Origin of the sequence: Thioalkalivibrio sp. ALE16 (genome assembly GCF_000381305.1) — a bacterium.
Lineage (GTDB): Bacteria > Pseudomonadota > Gammaproteobacteria > Ectothiorhodospirales > Ectothiorhodospiraceae > Thioalkalivibrio.
Genome location: NZ_KB906372.1, coordinates 44,694 through 61,752 on the forward strand (window position 1 = coordinate 44,694; position 17,059 = coordinate 61,752).

Consider the following 17,059-nt stretch of genomic DNA (forward strand, 5'->3'; position numbering starts at 1 on the left):
GATCATTGCCGCCACCGTTCATACTCGCGCAGGCCGCGCGCGAGGTCCGTCGTGCCATACACCACGGCCTGGCCGTCGAAGACGATGGCCGGTACTTGTTCAATGTTCAGGCGATAGGCGCGCAGCAGCGGTTCGTAGGCGGCTTCGAGATCCCGATGCGCCCGGGCGTCCAGGCGCTCCTGGGCGATCGCGGCCGCGGCCTCGGGATCGGCTGGAAGCCCCTGACTCAGGGCCTCCGTTGCCCGGTCCACGGCGTCCACATGATGGATCTCGACGGGGATCCCCCGGCGGTCGGCCGGCGTGGTGGATACGGTCGTACCGGTGGTCACGAAGACCTCGATCTGCCCCGGGTCGGCACTGGCGGGGCCGATCCCCACCAGGAGTAGAACGGCCATCATTCGTCGCATGAGCGGCCTCCTGCGCTGGATTTCGAGGGAAGTTGCAGCTGCGCCCGGAAGCGCCGTTGGGGTTCGTTCAGCATGCGCTCGCACACCCGGCCTTCTGCCTCAGCCAGACGGATCGCCAGATCCCGAAGCGGACCCTTGAGCGTCTCGGCCTGCTCGAACTCGCGGGCCAGTGTCACGGGCGAATGCCCGTGCAGTGTCAGCTCCATCAGTACGCCGTCGCGTTGGGCATCGGTGAGCCAACCGCCCTTGTGGATCAGTTGGCCCTCGCCCTGCAGCGGGAGGGTGTGGATCTCCAGGTGCTCCGGGATGCCGTCGTGGCCGGGCATCAGGAACAGGCCCTTGCGACCCCCGGCGACCAACAGCCATTCGGTCCAGGCGAAGTCGGAGGCCCAAAGGGTGTGTTGATTGATCACGGCGCGTCCCCTCCGATCCGGCGCGCGACTTCTTCGGCGGCTTCGACTTCCGAGCACCCCAGCTCGTCCATGATCTTTCGGCGCTCCGATTTCTCGTGCTTTTCGGTCATCGCCAGGGCCAGGGCGATCGGGGGTGGGACGTTGCGGAACAGCGTTTCCACCTGGTCGGCCAGGACCACGCCCTCGACGTACTTGCCGGGTTCCTTGCGGGCTCCGAGCAGCAGGCTCTTCTGTTCGCTGGTGAGGTCCTTGAAGCGGGCGATCTGTTCGATCTCCTCCTTCGGCATCACCAGGCACATCCACCACTCCATCATGTTGAGCATCTTCCGGGACGCATCCGGGAAGTCCTCCAGGTTCTGCGTAGCGATCCAGAACCAGGCCCCGAGCTTTCGCCACATCTTCGTGATCTTGACGACGTAGGGCGCAAGCAACGGATTGGTCGTGATCATGTGCCCCTCGTCGGTGAGCACGAGGGTCGGGCGTTCGGAGTGCTGGTGTTGCTCGACCAGGTCGTTGATATGGTTCATCAGGCCGACGTAGGCCACCGTGAGCTGATCCTCGTAGCCCTCGCGCGCCATGATCCCCATATCAACGATCGTCACGTCGGCCTCCGGCCAGCGCTCGCCGGCCCGGTTGAAGACCTTGCCGGCGAACCCGTGACAGAACACCTCCATCGACTGCGCCATTTCGCTGACGCGCTTGCGGCGTTCGGGGGAGTCTTCCTCCTTCGCGACCTCGTGCAAACCGGCGACCACGTCTTCGGTCAGGACCTGTTCGCGCCCTGCGGCGCGAACATTCTTGGCGGCACGGAGGATGCCGTTGGCGATGGCGGTGTTGTCCGGGCGGCGCATGTGCGCCTCCTCGCGAGGATCGCCGCCGGTGATCATAATTTTGGCCGCGATCTGCATTTCGCCGAGCAGGTCGCGTCCCTCCTCGATGTCGTCCTCCTCGTCCTCGTCGGGGGCGTCTTCCTCGATCTTCTTGTCTACCAGGGGGTCATCGAGGAGCTGGGTCGCCGCCGCGAACGGCGGCAGGCTGACCCGCTCCTTGGGGGTAAGGGAGACCTGATTGACCGAGACGCCCCGGTGGTCCAGGTACTGTCCCAGCAGACCGAACGAGTTGCCGGCCTCGATGATGAAGATCCGGGGCCGGTAGACCGCCACCATCTGGAGGATCAGATAGGTGAGCAGGGCGGATTTGCCGGCCCCGGTGGGGCCGAGAATCAGCGCGTGGGCGTTCTTCTTCCGGTCCGAGGGATGCAGCGGATCGAACATCAGGGGCTCGGCCCCCCGGTTGTAGAACAGAAAACCGGCATGGTCCGTTCCCTTCGTGCGGCCGTAGAGGGGAAGCAGGGCGGCGAGGTGGTCGGCGTACACGTAGCGACTCCGGCGCGTGACGCGCTCCAGCGCCGGGTCATAGGCCATCGGGAGCGCGCGCAGATAGGTGTCCAGCGGGAGCAGCTCGGCCTCTCGGGTGATGATCTGGAGGCCGTTCGCCACCAGACGCGAGGCCAGCTCGTTGCGCCGGCGCACCAGCTGCGTGTCGTCCTCCGCGCGGATGTAGAAAGCGATTTGGGTGGGGTAGAGCTTGTTGCCGCGCGCGAGTTCTTCCTGCGCGGTCTCCACCTCCTCCAGTGCCAGCCGGGATTCGATGTTGTCCCCACGGGACGCGGCGTGGATTTGCCCGATGTGGTTGGAGACCTGGTCCTGGGGCTGGATGGTGATCGTGACCGAGAGGATCGTGCCTTCGGGGGCACGGTCGAACAGCGCATAGATGTTCTCGCCGGCCTGGCGTTCCGCCGTGAAATGCCCGGTCTTGGGGGCTTGCCGCAGACTCTGGACGTTCAGGACCGCATGGGGCATCCCGTCGAAGCGCCAGACGCCGGCCTCGGCATCCGACACCGGCATCGAATAGGTGAACAGTTCGGCCAGGTCGCGGCCGAACGGGAGATCCTCGTCCCCCGGATAGGGGGCGACGTTCAGCAGCTTCTCCGGGTCGCCATCGGCGACCTCGGGGCGGGGGTTGAACCACGGGACGAGCCATTCGTACAGGTCCTGCGCCTTGCAACGCTTCACGCCGACTCCAACGGCCTCCAGGGAGGTCGCCCATTGGGCGGCCACCTGGTTGAGGGTCTCCTCGGGGGACAGATCACCCGCGATCGAGCGGCGGTACAGGCACGCGCGCACGCGCCGCTTCTGCCCGCGCCACGCGCCGCCGGTGACCTGCTGATCGACGAAGAGACCGCCCTCCTGCGAGATCCGGTGCAGATGGTCGTCCACCTCCGCGAGGTAGGCGTCCCGAAACGGATTGTCTTCGGACCGCTCGCGGGAGTAGGACCGGATATGGTCGGTGACCCCGCCCAGCGCGGGATCGTCCTGCACGAACACCTGCAGCACCCACGGGGACCCGTCCACTTCGGGAACCGAATCGGTCAGCGCGCCCTGGATCTGTTGGCGCAGGTCCTCCATGTACTCGGGCGTGCGCGCCTCGGAGCTGGCCGGGATCAGCTCGAACAGCGCACCAACGCTGTTTTGGTCCTCCAGGAGGAACACCTGAGTCGCCGGATCGTAGTCCGTCCATGGCAGCAGGTCCGTGAACGAGTTGGGCCGGCGGTAAAGGTCCTTGACCTCGGCCTGCGTCACCGGACGCGACCCACCCAGGTTCGGGTCGGGCCCCTGATTCTCGTCTTCATCCCTTGCCGAACGGCCGGGGAGGAGCGAGGTGAGCATTTTCAGCATCATCGGGCTCCCGCCTCTCCGGGGAGTGCATAGTGGTGGCGGTCGTACATCGGGAACGACGTCGAATACCCGGGCACGGGAACCTCGTCGCGACCGGCCAGGTGCGGGTAGACGAACATCACGAGCGTCGGATTCGGGACCCGACTGAATCGCGTCTCGATTTCGTCCTGGGCGGATCGGGTGTAGCCCGCGAGATCCGCCGTGCCCTCCTGGACGTCTCGGCCGATCGGCTGTTGCAGCGCCTGACGCGCGGCATCGACATCGGTGCGCCCCATGGACTCGAAGTGTCCTTCGTACACCTCGTCCATCGTGGGGCCGTCCTTCGGGATCACCTTGTCCGCCGAAGTGGAGGCGCAGCCGGCGGTCAGGACCGCACTAATCAAGAGTGCGATAGGTAGAGCGGCGCTCGAACGCTTCATGGGAGACCCTTCTGCCTTCAAGTTCATAATCGATCCTCAGTTCCCGGTCGAGGTGGACGGCGACCGTCTCGCCGGCGGGGGCGAAGACCGCGTCGAAGTGGCTTTCCTGGCGTTCCCGCAGCCACTGCGCGACCTCGCGGGCGGCACCGGAAGCCGCGCGGCCGGCAATGAACTCTCCGGTGTCGCCGGTGACGATGTTCTGTGTGAACCCCTCCTGACTCACGATCTGCGTGGTCTGAGCAGCAGCGGCGGCGTCCGCAGCGGCTTGTGCCGTCACGATGCCGGTGGCCTGTGCCAGGTAGGCCGGTGCATTGGAAATGCGATCACCCGCGATGCAGGGCACGCCCTGCTCGTTGGAGATCCAGCCGAGAGAGTCCCCGGAATCCCCATCGGGATCCGGCAGAGTGCGAACCGTGCCGTCCTGAAAGACGAAGGTGACCGACTCCACCGAGCCCCGGACACAGGACAGCGTCCAGTCGCCCATCGCGGTCCCGGAGAAGATCATCCCTTCGATATTGGGGATGTCGATGTCGTTGGCGGCCAGGTTGCGTTCGCCGACGATCACCTTGAACGGCACCGGATCCTCGACCGTCCCGCCGTGCGGTACACGGCCGATCAGGGCCGTCATGGCGGTTGACCCCATCAGGGTCGAATTGCGCGGCACCGTGTACCGGGGATCTTCCTCCGGCGTATCCGTGCCGGTGGCGCGGGCCGCCGTGTCGCGCGCGCGTTCCACCCCGGCGGCGCCGCGCTCGCGGATGGTGCCGGCCGCGGAACGGCCGCGATCGAGAAGGCCGCCCCCTTCTTCCTCGGGGTCGTAGCCCACGGGATTCGTCCAACGCAGGGTCTCGGCGGATTCGGGTTCTGCGGTGCGGGTGCGGTCCCGAATAACCGGGGCCTCGTCCTCCCGGATACCCAGGCCGATCGGGATGTCGCTCCCGGGCACCAGGTCGGGATCCTCTTCTTCGCGCTGCTCCAGCTGCTGGCCCATGTCCTGTACGCGGGAGCTGAGCTGGTCCATGCGCCCGAGGAGTCCCTCCAGGTGGCTCTGGCGCTCGGGGTCCGGCTCCTGCCGTGCTTCCTCGGCCAGCTGCTCGCGCATCCGCTGGTTGTCTTCGCGCAGTTCGCGCAGCTGTCGGCGCGTCTCGCGCTGCTCGGCCGTCAGGGTGCGGATGGTGTCGGTGGCCGTGTCCGCGTCCGGTTGCGCCGCCGCCTGCCGCTGGTCCAACGAGTCCGGTGCCTCGGCCGTCGGCTCGGTGCCGCAGGAGCGAAGCATCACCAGGATCATCAATGCGCCAACGGCCAGGCCGATGATCGGCAGAAGTCGATTGCCCTTGGTGGAAACCATCAGCGCACCCCCCAAAAGCTCTCGTCAAAGGGGCGGTCCGACACGACATACACGGCGGTCGTGTCGGCTTCGTGGCCGGCCGGGTGCAGCCGTGCATGCTGAAAGGTGGCCGTCAGCCAGTCGCCCCGCAGGTCGCGGGGGTCGAGCGTGACCGGGGATTCCGTGGCGTTGCGCAGCTTGACGGCGGTGACATACCAGCGCCCGCCACGCCAGGCCGCGAGCGGTTCGGCGGTGACGGCCGCGCCCCGGACCAGGCGGACCGGTTCCTGGTTCAGCGAAACCTGGCGCACGCCAGGCATCTGCGGGGCGAGCCGGCTGGGGCCATACAGGGATTGGGACGCGAATCGCGTCAGCGCCACGTAGTCCAGGTTTTGGTGGTCGGGTTTGGCGTCGGGGACGTCCGTCGCGTGGTCCCGCCGACTCCCCGGCCGATGAATGACGACCTCATTGGCGCGGGCGCCGTCCTCGGCCGAAAGGTCGAGCATGAACGTCGCCCCGGATTCGACATCGGCAATGACGGCGCGGGCGGGGCCGAACGAGGATTGCGCCTTGAGGTACACAATTCCGTCGTTCGAGAACACGCGGACCTGATCATCAATGTGAGGTGGAAGCCCCACGCGGACGTGCCCGGCCGGGAAGCGGATCAGCCGCTCCTGCCCGACGGGCAGGGTGACCTGGACGGGCGTACCGTCCCACGTAATGCGGTCGGGGCTGTCGCCGGCGGTGGCCGACACCGGCCCCGCGAGGGCCGCGATTAGGGCAATGGCGAGGATCGGTCGCATTACTGCTCCTCCTCCGGGTCGATGCGATAGGGATCTTGGACGAAGCCCGCGAGGGCGAGCCCCCAGGGGTTCGATTCAGGGTCGATGTCGTAGGCGACCACCCGCAGGGGGTAGCGGATGAAGACCTGCTTGACGCGCTCGCCGTCGATGCGCTCCTCGACCTCCACGTCCAGCCATACGGTCCACGTCCCGTCCCCCGTGGCCTGCACGCGGTCCGGGGTGTAGCGCAGGCCGTCGATCTCCCGGATGAACCGGCTGCGATCCCGCAGCTCACCGCGCCGTTCGCGCTGTTCTCGGTCCGCTTCGAGGGTTTGCTGAAACCGTGGCGTCAGGAACGCCTGCAGCGACCACAGGTTGTCCGGGTAGTCCGCACGCCCGTCCTCGGGCCAGCGATGGACCTGCTGCCAGATGTAGAACGCGAAGGTGTACACCGACGCGGGATGCACCTCTCCGGCTTCCAGAACCCCGCCGGTCCGAAGATCCGGGGGGATGTGCACGGTCAGGCGGTCGGGGGCCTGCTGCCATCCAAACCACAGGCCGAGGGCCACGAGCGCCATGACGGCGATGACGCCCCGAAGGGTGTTGATGTGCGATCGGGCGCTGTCGAGTTCCTTGCGGTATCTCACGAACGTCTCCCCAGGTCCCAGGTCCCGCTGCGCAGCGTCACCGGGACCTTGCGCAGGCCGCTCCGGTGAAGGGCGAGCATGGCGCGTTGTTGGTAGTAGCCGGTGGGGCGGCCCCGCTTGATCTTCTGGAAGATCGTGGCGGTGATGAATACGGTCCCCAGCACGGCGACCGCCGCGAATCCGACGCCCATCATCGGAGCGCCGACCACGAAACCGAGCAGGATCCCGACGGGTAGCCAGCCGATCACGGCGAGCACGAGAATGGCGAGCAGCTCACTGGAGGAGCAGCCGCGAAAGATGGGCGGCTCCTCGTTGAGCCGTTCGGCCATTCGGTTTTCGAGTCCGGGTGTCGCCACGCGGCATTACTCCATGATCGAAATGGCCTGATTGACGAAGAAGCTCAGGACGAGGAGCACCACGGCACCCACCACGCCAAGCAGACCCACCTCGCCCCATTCGGCCTTGCCTTGGCGGGCCTCATTGAACTTGGTCAGCGCGGTCCAGGACACCCACAGGAAGGAGGCGACGGCGATCAGCGTGCCGAGGACGATCGCCCCCTCGAAGATGTAGCCGCGCATGAGGTCGATCCAGTTGCCGTCCTGGAAGCCTCCGTCGGGCTCGGGGGCCGTGGGCAGGTTCTGCGCCCAGGCGGGTGTCGTGTGCAGGGCGACCACCACGCCACTCAGGAACATGGTGCGGGCGCGAGCCCAATAGCGTTTACAGGTACTCAACATCGTTGTGTCCTCCTATGGACGGATGAAATAACCCACGAGCATCACCACCACGGCAGCTCGAATGGCGACCCAAAACAGGTCGAACATCGGTATTTCGCGATCGCTCCAGGCGCGGAATTGGCCCATCACGACCCACATGAGCCAGATCAGATAGGTGACCGCGACAATGGCCGCGATCGCGAGCCCCAGGTCGGCGCCACTCGCGCCGGCCCACTGCTCGAACTGACTGGAGGCATCGCCGCTCACCGGCGGTAATCACCACTGAGGGGCTCGACCCGGCGCGGTTGGGCGCGCGGTGCCCGGAGGTGCTCCTCGATGCCGGCCTGCACCCGCTCCAGGTCGTGGCGCAGCCAGTCGTACTGGAAGCGGATCCGTGCGTCGGGGTCGGCATGGGCTTCGGCCTGATCGACCAGCGCGTGCAGGGCCTGGATCTCGTGCGCGAGTCGGCTCAGGCTCTCGCGTTCCGCATCGCGGTCGGCCAGGGCCGCCGGTGTGAGGGTGATCATCACCACGCCCGTAGCGAGCGCGACTAGGGTCCTGTGCATGGCGTGTGACTCCGAGGCGTTAGCGTGAGACACAGTCTTCTGATTCCCGGCCGTGGCGACTACGAAAAATCCTCAAACCGATCGCGAGGGTTTTTCGGGCGCCATGGGTGAAACCCCTGCGCCGTGCGATTCGAGCCTTCGGAAAGGGCGGGTTTGGCGAGGGTGAAACGTGGGTGGGCCGAGCAGACTGCATCGCAAGCCCGAGCGGGAGTGCGGCGTCGAACGTCGGTGGTAAGGGGTTTGGCGTCCGGCCGTCCGGGGGTGGAGAAACGCGGTGCGCTCGTGACACTCGCAGCGGTGGGTGGGGTTCTCAGAGGTACTTCTTGAAGCTCGAAGCGGTAATGGCGATGGTGATCGCATTGAGCAGGGCGAACGGGAGAATGACCCAGTTTGGGTGGACCGAAAACGGCAGCGCGAGGTAGACCACCCAGGCCATGGCGATCGAGGGCGCCATCAGGCGTTTCGCGTGGTGATAGACGAACGACGATTCGCGGCCGCCTCCCCAGCGGCGCAGATCGCGCTGCACGAGTCCATCGACCAGGGCCACCATGGCGAAGAGGACGAACACCGGCATGGCGAGGGTCAGCACCCCCAGGCGGAGGGCGAAGACCTGCGTGATCGCCATGCCGGCCAGGACATAGGGCTCGATGGACTGATAGCCGTTGCGCAGGGAGTGCACCATCCGGCCATCCTCGGGGTGCGCGGGAATCGACAGCCACTCCACGAGCGAGTGGATCCCCGTGTACTCAAATAGGAAGCGATAGGACACCTCCGCGAAGCTGCGCGCGTAGCTCCCCGGATCCGCGGTCAACATGGACTGGCGAAAATCCTCGTTGAGGTAGCCGATCTCGCGTTCGAGCATCTGCTGGCTGTGCTGGATGCCCTGGTCCGGCCAGATCCAGGTCATGCCGACCCATTCCGCCACCAGGGAAAAAAGCAACGCCGCGAGCAGCCACAGGACGACCTGCCCCGCGAGGTTCAGCGTGCGCCCGATCAGCCCCGGCTCGCGCTGCTGCGCGGGGTGTTTCGATGCCTGTCGGTTCGCGCTCGCCATCAGGCGGATTCCTGCGGAGCGACCGGCATGGCGGTGTCCTGCCACCAATGCTCGGCGGTGGTGTAATCGCGCTGCATGCGCTCGGCGATGTCGGCGAGCGACCCGGGCATTACCGGATCCGCTTTACTGTCCGGGAGTGGCATGCGGATCTTCCAGAGCTGTCCCCCCTCGATCAGGGCGAACGCCTGACCCTTGGGCAGGGTGACGATGTCGGACGGCGTGAGCAGCGGGACCTCGGTTACCGTGATGCGGTCTTCGTTGCGGCTGGAGAAGTGCTGGTCGGATTCGGGATCGGCCGAATCGTTGGTGCCGGATACCTGCATGAGCGTGTTGATCTCGACCTGCGGAAGTTGCTCCGTGAGCATTTCGGCCGTCTCGTACTCCTTCACCCGCAGCATGACCAGCGTGTTGAAGTTACCGGCCACCTGGCCGGCCTTGGGCTTGGATCCGATCCGGGCCTCGACGTCGGACCAGGTCTGCGTATAGGCCGTGACCTGGAACCCCGCTCCACCGGCCTTGTTCAGCAGGGGGATGAACTCGTCGCCGATCAGCTCGTTGAACTCGTCGGCATGCACGTTGACGGTCGGGAGTCCCGACCGGCCACCGTCCGGCAGGCCGTCGTCCGGCCCATGCTTGTACAGCTGACCCGCGACGGAACAGAGATCCGCGAACATCGAGTTGCCCACGGCCGCCGCGACGTCGGCATCCGAGAGCGCGTCGAGGCCCACGTAGACGATGCCCCCGGTGCGGATGATCTCCCGCCAGGAGAAGATCGGGCGAGAGTCGTCGGTGTCGAGATAGTCGGGGGCGATCAGCTCCGCCGTCTTGCCGGTGGTCAGCTTTTCCATCAGGGGGAGCAGCGAGGCTACGATCTTGTCGAAGTAGGTCTTGTCGTACTCGAACGCGCTGCGCAGGCCATCGGCCACGGGGTCGAACAGGCCCTGTTCCTTGGCGTAGAGCATCAGGGCAATGGCTCGCCGGTCCCGGCCCTGAAGGTTGCGCGGTAGCTGGCGTTCGTTGGTGTTGGCCTCGCGCCGCTCCACTTCCTCTTTCCAGCCTTCGGGGGCCACGCCGGGGAGCCAGTGCTCGTAGTATTCGATCAGCAGCGGCTCGATGTAGGTGATGTGCCGGAGGATCTGTTGGTAATCCGGACGTCGGCCCAGTGCCACGATCGCCTGAGAAACGATGTTCACGAACCGCCACGCGAACTCCTTGAAGGCGGCGCTGTTGCCTTCGCTCGGGAGCTGGTTCGAGACACGGGTGGCGACCTCGGTGATCCGACTGAACGACCCGACGGCGTTGTAGCGAGCGGAGTGGTCCGGGTAACCGAGGTGAAACATATAGAACTGGTCTTCGCGCCCCGCGCGGCGGGCCTCGGCATACATGCGCTTGAGCAGCTCGGCATCCCCCTTGGGGTCAATGACGATGGTGACGTCGCCGCGTCGGATGTCCTGAGTGATCAGGACCTCGGCCAGCCGCGTCTTGCCCACCCGGGTCGTGCCCAGGACCAGGGTATGCCCCACGCGCTCCCCGAGATCCGTCCAGGCATCTTCCTCGTCCGGCTCAACGGCGTGCAGCGCGGGTTTCCCGCCCACGGGAGGCAGAGGGGCCAGGGGGTTCCACCAGGATCGCTTCCCGAGTGCGCGCGCAATGCCGCGCAGCCCGGGCGTGGACTCCCACTGGACCTCCTTGCGGCGGGCCCAGCGGTACAGGGGGCCGGGATCCACGTAATGCTGGACTTCCGGCCGGATCGTGTCCCGCAAGCGCTGCGTGTGCTTCTGCGTCCAGCGAAACCCCCGTCCGAGGTAGAGCTTCCGGCGCGAGACGGGGATCTGTTTCGCGCTCATGGAGAACTCGGGCAGCTGTCGGAGGTGGCGGTGATACCGGACGATTCGCCACCCCTGCCGCGCTCGGTGTACGGCCAGTGCCCCGAGCATCAAAGCCGCGACCCAGGCGATCGAGGGGGTCATCATCAGGGCCCAGGGCGCGGCGACCGCGATGACGGCGGCGGCGCCGGCCACAAAGGCGGAGTAGAACTCGACCGGCGGCCGTAGCAGGGCCTCGACGGGCAGCTGGCTCACTGTTCGATTCCCTCGCGCGAGATCAGGACCGGGTAGACGTCGAGCTGCAACCGCTCGGCGAGATCATCGCCGTGCGAGAGTTGGACCGGGATCCCGTGCGCGGTGTCGCGCACCCGTTCGAGGTCCTCGGGGGTGTCCGCCTGAACGAGCATGCACACGGCCCCCGCCTGCATGAGCGCGACCCGGTGGTGTTCCAGCCAGGCGAGCGATTGCGAGTCCGATCCCACCAGGCAGAGCGGGCGCGGCATATTTCGGAGTGTCTCGCGCACATGCGCCGGCGGCTGCCCCTGCAGCGGTGCCACGCGCAAGCGGGAGGGCTCGATGGGCAGCATGCGCTCGGCCGCGTCGTTCAACGGGGGGAGCGCGGCCGTATTGCGAGGTGTCGGCTCCTCGGCACCCTCCAGGCGCTCAAGGTACGGGCCTGCCGGCTGGCCTTCGCCGGTATCGAGGATCACCTCCAGCGCCTGCGCAGAAGCGGGCACAAGGAGGAAGGACAGCAGAGCGGCCATAAGGGGTTTCGGAATCACTGCAGAGCCTCCAGATGGTGTTGGACTCGGGCCCGGTGGCGGGCGGCGTTGGTGGTGTTCGAGGGCGCGTGATAGAGGCCGCTGGCTTCCAGCCAGTGGCCGCTGCGTTCGTACTGCTCGCGCAGGATGGCGGCACCGATGCGGAGGTTGCGGTAGGGGTCGAGGGCCCGGGCCGGGTCCTGCAGGCGTTCCTCGTGCCAGTGCCAGTTGACCTGCATGAGCCCGATGTCGATGTTCCGCTTCCCGGCCGCGAGGTGGCGTTCCAGGGCGTCCAGCGCCTCCCGGTACGTGCGGTATCGCTCCGGCCGACCACCCACGTTGAGAGTCCAGGGCCACGGTCGCGCGATACCCGTGGACAGCCGTGCGCCGGACTCGGCGGCGGCGAGGGCGTACAGGACATCGGCCGGAACACCCTCGGCCTGAGCGACACGGTGATAGCCTTCAGGAACGCCCGCTGCCGCCCGGGTCGCAAGCGCTAGGGCAAGACCGGCTGCCAGCGCTGCCCGGATTGCCGCAACAGCGAGGGCGTGTCGTGATCGGCCAGCGTGCCGTCGTCGTGATTGAGGGTGATACGACCGGCTCGCACCAGATCGATCGGGACCGCGTTCTCCGCCGCCCATCGGCGCACCTCCTGATCCGCATCGGTATCCGTCAGAAAGACGTCCAGCCGCCACTGTGCGCCGCCTTGCAATCGCTCCACGGCGCGTTCCAGGATGTCCCCGCAGCGGTCGCAGTCGCGGGCGGCAACCAGAACCACGCGATCATCCGCGCGGAGGTCCTCCAGGGTGGGCGTACTCGGCTCACTCATGCGGGGCGTGGTACTCGTCGCGGAGCCGGACCGGTCACGCGGCTCGATCAGCACCCGGTCCGGGTACAGGCGATCCCACGCGGCATCGTAGGCATGCTGGAAGGCCAGTTCTCCGGTGACGCGATCCCGCTCCTGCTCCACGGCCAGTTCGGCGTAGTACCGACGTTCGCGCTCGGTCTCCGCATGAATCCCCAGGACCCATATCGGGTCCAGATCCGGCGACCAGAGTCCCCGTGGACCCTCCATGATCGCGTCGTAGCGTTCCCACTCGGCGTCGGAGAGATCCCAATGCTGTGTTCGGGCCGGTGCCGTTTCGACGCCTTCGGACGCCCGGGCCTCGGCGCGGGTCGCGTCGGACTCGACCGAGCTGGCCTGAACGGTGCCGGACAGTCCGACCGTCACCAGCAACGCGATCGCGGAGTAGCGAGGCCGGGTCATGGGTACCCCCGCATGCAGGGGCGCCCATCAATGAAATAGACCCGCTGTTCCCATTTGGACGAAAGATCGGCTTCGACCCGGGTCCGCTCGGCGACCTGGTCAAGGCAGGTCGGCGGTGGCTCGGGAATCGCGACGGGCTCGACGGGGGGCGGTTCGGGTGCCACCTCGGGTTCCGGTTCGTGCGTGGCCGCGATGACGCCGACTCCAATCAACAGCAAAACGACAGCTCCACCCATGATGGTCTCCTGCTCCTACTCGTCGTGGATGGCGAGGGCGTGCATGAACCCGCGTGGGTGCCGGAGGACCGCGACACCTGCATCCGGATCGAGGCTTTCCAGCGTCCATTGCCCGTAGCGCCCGCCCACGCGGATACGCTCGCGGCCACTCGCGCCTTCCAGGATGGCGAAGTGGCGAGCCCCCCAGTGTTCGATACCCGTCAGGGTGGCGTTCGGTTCCGGCGTTTCAGGCGTTTCCTCCAGGCGGGCGACGCGGCGCTGCGTGGCGTTCAGATCGCCCCTCAGCGCCTCGATGGGCTCCAGGGCTTCCGAGGATTCCACCTCGGCGCGCAGGTCCATGAGTTCACCCTGCAGGGCCTCCAGTCGGTCGGTCACGGCCTGATCCGGTCCCTGGTGGTCGATCGCGGACTCCAGCCCGTCGAGCTTCTCGCGAAAGTCACGTTGCTCGGAGCGCAGCGCGCGCAGATCCTCGTCCTGACTGGCGACCCGTGCCTCCAGGGAGGCGAGCAGCATTTCCAGTTCGTTGAGGTTCCCTTGATCGACCTCGGCGACCGGTTCGGCCGGCACGGGCGCGGGTTCCTCGGTTTCGGCCCCTCCGCCGCCGATGAACATCAGGAGCAACCCCGTTACGACGGCGAGGCCGACGACCGGCCCCGCGATCTTGAGCCAGCGCGGGATGGGCTGAGGCGCTGGACGATGGTCCGACTTCTCGTTCGTGCTCATTGATCACCTCGCAGAATCGACCGGGCGCGGGACGGGGCATACCGGGCGGCCACCTCGTCGCTGGGGATCTCCAGTTCGGCGCCGGTGCGGAGCTGATTCGGGTTCGGCGCATTGGCCGGGAAGAACGCGTGCGGGTTGGCCTCGAACAGCGCGGCGGCCATGCGCGTCGGCTGCTCCGGCGAAATCGCCTCGGCGATGGAACCGAGGGTCTCGCCGCGCTGAACCGGACCATACAGGCGGGCTGTTGGGGGCTGTGGCGCGAGCACGTCGCGCACGGTGTCGGCTTTGATCGCGTGACCTCGCGCCCGTGCGGACTCGGCATAAGGCGCACGCGGCTCGTAGGAGATTTCCCGCATGGCGGGATCGACGACCAGGCGCCAGGTGGGGCCGGCGAGGGTGGTCAGCGCATTCTCAAGGCTCAGGGGCCCCAGCTCTCGATGCACCTCGGGAAGCGGTCGGGTCAGGAGCACCCGCATGGCCGGGTCCGCCTTGGCCGGGTCCTCCAGTCGATACCCGCTGTGTGTCAGGAGGTAGGTGAGCGCGGAGCCGACGTGCCGGACGTCCGACGGGAAATCCATCTGGACCGTGACCTGCAGGGGCTGCACCTGCTCGGGTGCGGGCGCATCGGTGGCGGTGAGGTATCGACCCACCTGAATGTCACTGGCCGCAGCGGTTCCCCAGGAGGTGAACGCCAGCGCCACAAGGAGTGCGGGTAACCGTGTTCGCATGTCTTGCCTCGCCTGCTTGGAATAAAGACCCGCGCCAAAGGAGGCGCGGGCACCAGCCCTAAGGGGTATGGGCTGCCCGCCGCCAAGGCAGCGGACGTCGCCAATTCTCCGGGTCCCGCGTGTGGCGACTACGAAAAATCCTGAAGCGAGCGCGAAGGGTTTTTGAGTTATCCACAAAAACTGGGGATAACTGCATGGGAAAGAGAGGGAAGAAAGCGAGGGAACAAGGACTTGCCAGGCGTGGGCAAAACGTAACCAGCCACCCCGGTTGGGTCGGGGGTGGCTGATCCGCGAGTTGACTTCGATTGAGGTGCTTCAGGACCGGGCGCGTCGATTGTGCGAGGGCCCGGTCGAGTGGGAGGTTTCCCCAGGGCGGAGCGATCTCACCCTCCTGCAAGTAGCGAGTCGTATTCCGGCGATCCATGGTTTTGGGGGGATGGATCTATCTCGAATGGCGCGGCAGTACCGCACAAAGGGACCCACGCTGCATCTGGCGGTGGGCGGCCAGTGATTTGAATCACGGAGACCAGGGTCTCCCCACGGCGGGCGCTATGCACCGACCGTGGGGAGACCCCCCTTAACCATTCGAGAAGAACTCGTGCCGGGCCCGGAGGGCCCAACGAGTTGACTTGTGAACCTCCACCGAGGCTCGGTATTGATCGACTGACCCGAGCCAGGGACAAAATTGGATCAGCCGACAGCGCCGCGCCGCAAAGGGGCAAATGCGGCACCCCCACTCTCGGCGCGTAGGGGCTTTTGCCGACGGGCGTCGGCAAGGGGCCTGATACGCTCAGGCGGGCGGTGTAATACGCATTCAACCGCAAGGGCCCATTCCGGGCAATCCTCCAGACTGCAAATGCTGAATCTCCGCCGTCATTCCCGAGGGTCGCGGTCGGCCCTCGGGAATGACGGCCCGAAGGCCGTCAAGATTAGATCCAGCGGAAGACGTGCTGCAGTCGCTCCCCGTCGTCGCACGGAAGTTCGACCACGTCCGCGCGCGCATTGCTCCACGTAGTTCCGCCGAGTGCCTTCGCTTCCTTCCGTAGCGTCCTCAGTCTCCCGAGAGCGTCCGGAGCAGGAAGCGTGGCGACGTAATCGCCCACCAGGGGTGAGCCCTCGTCGGACACCCGCAGGGTGCGGTATTCCGGCGAAGGAAGCGATGCCGCCACGATCCGAGGGAAATCGATCATCCCTAAAACCGCGTTGGCGGCCTCCGCTCGGCTCAGTCGTGGTAGGCCCTCGGCATCACAGTCCATGTCGAGAAACACCCCATTGGGGTCATTCCAGGCGGCCCAGGCAAGCAGTTCCGCGCGTGTGCCGACCTCCAGGAGTCGCTTCTGGTACAGCGGGTCGCGATACAGCTCCGCGAGTTCATAGGTGTGCATGTGTCTGTCTCCTGCATGGAGGGGACAGACCGCCCCCACGGGGACGGTGTCCCCTTGGGGTGAATAAAAGTCATGGACCCACCGGCAATACCGATGGACCGATCGCCTCCCTTGGTAAAGGGGCTGGCTTACGTGGCGACGGGTTTCGTCACGAAGTCGAGGGGGTGGTTGCCCATATCTCCGAAGAACTGCTTGTACTCACGGAGCAGAGCCTCCAAAAGCCACGGCTTGTCCGCGACTTGATGGTGGGCTTCCGGTTTCAGGGGCTCCCCAGCCATGGACACGACGAGATCGCCGTTGCCATCCAGTTCTAGGATCAGCGTTTTGCCGTCCGGTCGTTCGATCAGGCTGGGTCCCTGGTTGAGACGAACGAAATGGCTCGCCAAACGGGGAAGCATGGGCTGCTCGTGGTAGAGGATCATTCCATTGACCGCCTCGGCGACGGTCTTCGTGATGTCCCAGACCTCGAACTCGGGCCCTAACAGCTTTGCGAAACAAACGGGGATGTATTCCCCGTCTCGGGTCGCAAGCGACACCCGAATGATGTCGCCCTCCGACCCGCCCGGATGGGCGTAGACGGCGCAGTGGTGGATCTGTGAAAGATACTCATGGAGGCCTTGGCCGTTCATGTCGCGGGGCTTCGACCAGTATTCAATGCTGTTCTCCGGATGACGGCACGCAACGGCGTTTTCGATGAAACGCCGGAAGTTGTCCACGGTGTCCAGCAGTTGCCCGTCCAGGGGTTCCCAGGCATGAAATTGAGAGTAGCGCATGTGTCTGTCTCCGAATGGAGGGGACAGACCGCCCCCACGGGGAGCGGTGTCCCCGTGGTGGGTGAAGTGAATGGATCGACCGGTGAGCCGGCGCACCCCTGCCCGATCCGGGGGTGCTTTCAGGGGCCTGATACGCTCAGGCGGGCGGTAAAGCCGTCATTCCCGAGGGTCGCGTGCGGCCCTGGGGAATGACGTCCCCGAAGGGGCGTCGTTTTAAGGAATGGGACTCCCCGGAGACGGTCCGGTGGTCACATCAACTGCAGCATGGCGAACATGGAGGCCAGGATCGCGCCG

At 66.3% G+C, this 17,059-nt stretch carries 21 protein-coding genes; all 21 read right to left on the minus strand.

All coding sequences use genetic code 11. The features are described from left to right. Positions 1-2: 2 nt before the first annotated feature. Positions 3-398, minus strand: a complete 396-nt coding sequence (locus F627_RS0113355) for a TIGR03757 family integrating conjugative element protein (protein WP_019584331.1) — start codon at positions 396-398, stop codon at positions 3-5. After that, positions 395-820: a hypothetical protein gene (locus F627_RS0113360; protein ID WP_017926567.1), complete on the minus strand. Its 426-nt coding sequence runs from the start codon at positions 818-820 to the stop codon at positions 395-397. Before F627_RS0113360 ends, F627_RS0113355 begins: the two co-directional genes overlap by 4 nt. After that, positions 817-3,558: a conjugative transfer ATPase gene (locus tag F627_RS0113365; protein ID WP_019584332.1), complete on the minus strand. Its 2,742-nt coding sequence runs from the start codon at positions 3,556-3,558 to the stop codon at positions 817-819. Before F627_RS0113365 ends, F627_RS0113360 begins: the two co-directional genes overlap by 4 nt. Next, entirely contained in the window at positions 3,558-3,941 is a 384-nt protein-coding gene (locus F627_RS0113370) for a TIGR03751 family conjugal transfer lipoprotein (protein WP_017941432.1), read from the minus strand. Before F627_RS0113370 ends, F627_RS0113365 begins: the two co-directional genes overlap by 1 nt. After that, entirely contained in the window at positions 3,934-5,340 is a 1,407-nt protein-coding gene (locus F627_RS0113375; RefSeq protein WP_019584333.1) for a TIGR03752 family integrating conjugative element protein, read from the minus strand. The genes F627_RS0113370 and F627_RS0113375 overlap by 8 nt, the downstream gene beginning before the upstream one ends. After that, the gene (locus F627_RS0113380) at positions 5,325-6,107 is read right to left on the minus strand and encodes a TIGR03749 family integrating conjugative element protein (protein ID WP_018879200.1); all 783 of its coding nucleotides are present in this window, start codon (positions 6,105-6,107) and stop codon (positions 5,325-5,327) included. The genes F627_RS0113375 and F627_RS0113380 overlap by 16 nt, the downstream gene beginning before the upstream one ends. Next, a complete protein-coding gene (locus F627_RS0113385; protein WP_019584334.1) occupies positions 6,107-6,733 on the minus strand; it encodes a PFL_4703 family integrating conjugative element protein in 627 nt (208 codons plus the stop codon). The genes F627_RS0113380 and F627_RS0113385 overlap by 1 nt, the downstream gene beginning before the upstream one ends. Then, complete coding sequence (locus F627_RS0113390) at positions 6,730-7,062, minus strand: TIGR03750 family conjugal transfer protein (RefSeq protein WP_017926573.1); 333 nt, start codon at positions 7,060-7,062, stop codon at positions 6,730-6,732. Before F627_RS0113390 ends, F627_RS0113385 begins: the two co-directional genes overlap by 4 nt. Before the next feature lie 33 nt (positions 7,063-7,095). After that, complete coding sequence (locus tag F627_RS0113395; protein WP_026142958.1) at positions 7,096-7,467, minus strand: TIGR03745 family integrating conjugative element membrane protein; 372 nt, start codon at positions 7,465-7,467, stop codon at positions 7,096-7,098. 12 nt (positions 7,468-7,479) lie between these two features. Continuing rightward, positions 7,480-7,713, minus strand: coding sequence for a DUF3262 family protein (locus F627_RS0113400; RefSeq protein ID WP_019584335.1), 234 nt, complete (start codon positions 7,711-7,713; stop codon positions 7,480-7,482). Next, positions 7,710-8,012 carry an RAQPRD family integrative conjugative element protein gene (locus F627_RS0113405; RefSeq protein WP_038032979.1) on the minus strand — a complete coding sequence of 101 codons (303 nt, stop codon included), beginning with the start codon at positions 8,010-8,012 and terminating at the stop codon, positions 7,710-7,712. Before F627_RS0113405 ends, F627_RS0113400 begins: the two co-directional genes overlap by 4 nt. 310 nt (positions 8,013-8,322) lie before the next feature. Continuing rightward, positions 8,323-9,066, minus strand: a complete 744-nt coding sequence (locus F627_RS0113410; RefSeq protein ID WP_018879196.1) for a TIGR03747 family integrating conjugative element membrane protein — start codon at positions 9,064-9,066, stop codon at positions 8,323-8,325. After that, positions 9,066-11,147, minus strand: coding sequence for a type IV conjugative transfer system coupling protein TraD (traD, locus tag F627_RS0113415; RefSeq protein WP_019584336.1), 2,082 nt, complete (start codon positions 11,145-11,147; stop codon positions 9,066-9,068). The genes F627_RS0113410 and traD overlap by 1 nt, the downstream gene beginning before the upstream one ends. Further along, a complete protein-coding gene (locus F627_RS0113420; protein WP_018878700.1) occupies positions 11,144-11,656 on the minus strand; it encodes a PFL_4695 family integrating conjugative element protein in 513 nt (170 codons plus the stop codon). The genes traD and F627_RS0113420 overlap by 4 nt, the downstream gene beginning before the upstream one ends. Positions 11,657-11,670: 14 nt before the next feature. Next, positions 11,671-11,991 carry a transglycosylase SLT domain-containing protein gene (locus F627_RS17360; protein ID WP_019584337.1) on the minus strand — a complete coding sequence of 107 codons (321 nt, stop codon included), beginning with the start codon at positions 11,989-11,991 and terminating at the stop codon, positions 11,671-11,673. Positions 11,992-12,149: 158 nt separating this feature from the next. Beyond that, complete coding sequence (locus F627_RS0113430) at positions 12,150-12,920, minus strand: TIGR03759 family integrating conjugative element protein (RefSeq protein ID WP_019584338.1); 771 nt, start codon at positions 12,918-12,920, stop codon at positions 12,150-12,152. After that, complete coding sequence (locus tag F627_RS0113435) at positions 12,917-13,156, minus strand: hypothetical protein (RefSeq protein ID WP_019584339.1); 240 nt, start codon at positions 13,154-13,156, stop codon at positions 12,917-12,919. Before F627_RS0113435 ends, F627_RS0113430 begins: the two co-directional genes overlap by 4 nt. 15 nt (positions 13,157-13,171) lie before the next feature. Further along, entirely contained in the window at positions 13,172-13,879 is a 708-nt protein-coding gene (locus tag F627_RS0113440) for a hypothetical protein (RefSeq protein ID WP_019584340.1), read from the minus strand. Then, the gene (locus tag F627_RS0113445) at positions 13,876-14,580 is read right to left on the minus strand and encodes a hypothetical protein (protein ID WP_017926584.1); all 705 of its coding nucleotides are present in this window, start codon (positions 14,578-14,580) and stop codon (positions 13,876-13,878) included. Before F627_RS0113445 ends, F627_RS0113440 begins: the two co-directional genes overlap by 4 nt. Before the next feature lie 956 nt (positions 14,581-15,536). After that, entirely contained in the window at positions 15,537-15,992 is a 456-nt protein-coding gene (locus F627_RS0113450) for a hypothetical protein (RefSeq protein WP_018879191.1), read from the minus strand. A 128-nt stretch (positions 15,993-16,120) separates the two neighbouring features. Next, positions 16,121-16,765 carry a hypothetical protein gene (locus tag F627_RS0113455; protein WP_019584341.1) on the minus strand — a complete coding sequence of 215 codons (645 nt, stop codon included), beginning with the start codon at positions 16,763-16,765 and terminating at the stop codon, positions 16,121-16,123. Positions 16,766-17,059 lie beyond the last annotated feature (294 nt).

Bases quoted from the DNA above. Each gene is read 5' to 3' on its own strand.
- F627_RS0113440 (WP_019584340.1), bottom strand. From the start codon at position 13,879: ATGAGCACGAACGAGAAGTCGGACCATCGTCCAGCGCCTCAGCCCATC.
- F627_RS0113450 (WP_018879191.1), bottom strand. From the start codon at position 15,992: ATGCACACCTATGAACTCGCGGAGCTGTATCGCGACCCGCTGTACCAG.
- F627_RS0113355 (WP_019584331.1), bottom strand. From the start codon at position 398: ATGATGGCCGTTCTACTCCTGGTGGGGATCGGCCCCGCCAGTGCCGAC.
- F627_RS0113365 (WP_019584332.1), bottom strand. From the start codon at position 3,558: ATGCTGAAAATGCTCACCTCGCTCCTCCCCGGCCGTTCGGCAAGGGAT.
- F627_RS0113435 (WP_019584339.1), bottom strand. From the start codon at position 13,156: ATGGGTGGAGCTGTCGTTTTGCTGTTGATTGGAGTCGGCGTCATCGCG.
- F627_RS0113405 (WP_038032979.1), bottom strand. From the start codon at position 8,012: ATGCACAGGACCCTAGTCGCGCTCGCTACGGGCGTGGTGATGATCACC.
- F627_RS0113395 (WP_026142958.1), bottom strand. From the start codon at position 7,467: ATGTTGAGTACCTGTAAACGCTATTGGGCTCGCGCCCGCACCATGTTC.
- F627_RS0113380 (WP_018879200.1), bottom strand. From the start codon at position 6,107: ATGCGACCGATCCTCGCCATTGCCCTAATCGCGGCCCTCGCGGGGCCG.
- F627_RS0113420 (WP_018878700.1), bottom strand. From the start codon at position 11,656: ATGGCCGCTCTGCTGTCCTTCCTCCTTGTGCCCGCTTCTGCGCAGGCG.
- F627_RS0113455 (WP_019584341.1), bottom strand. From the start codon at position 16,765: ATGCGCTACTCTCAATTTCATGCCTGGGAACCCCTGGACGGGCAACTG.
- F627_RS0113430 (WP_019584338.1), bottom strand. From the start codon at position 12,920: ATGACCCGGCCTCGCTACTCCGCGATCGCGTTGCTGGTGACGGTCGGA.
- F627_RS0113390 (WP_017926573.1), bottom strand. From the start codon at position 7,062: ATGGCCGAACGGCTCAACGAGGAGCCGCCCATCTTTCGCGGCTGCTCC.
- F627_RS0113410 (WP_018879196.1), bottom strand. From the start codon at position 9,066: ATGGCGAGCGCGAACCGACAGGCATCGAAACACCCCGCGCAGCAGCGC.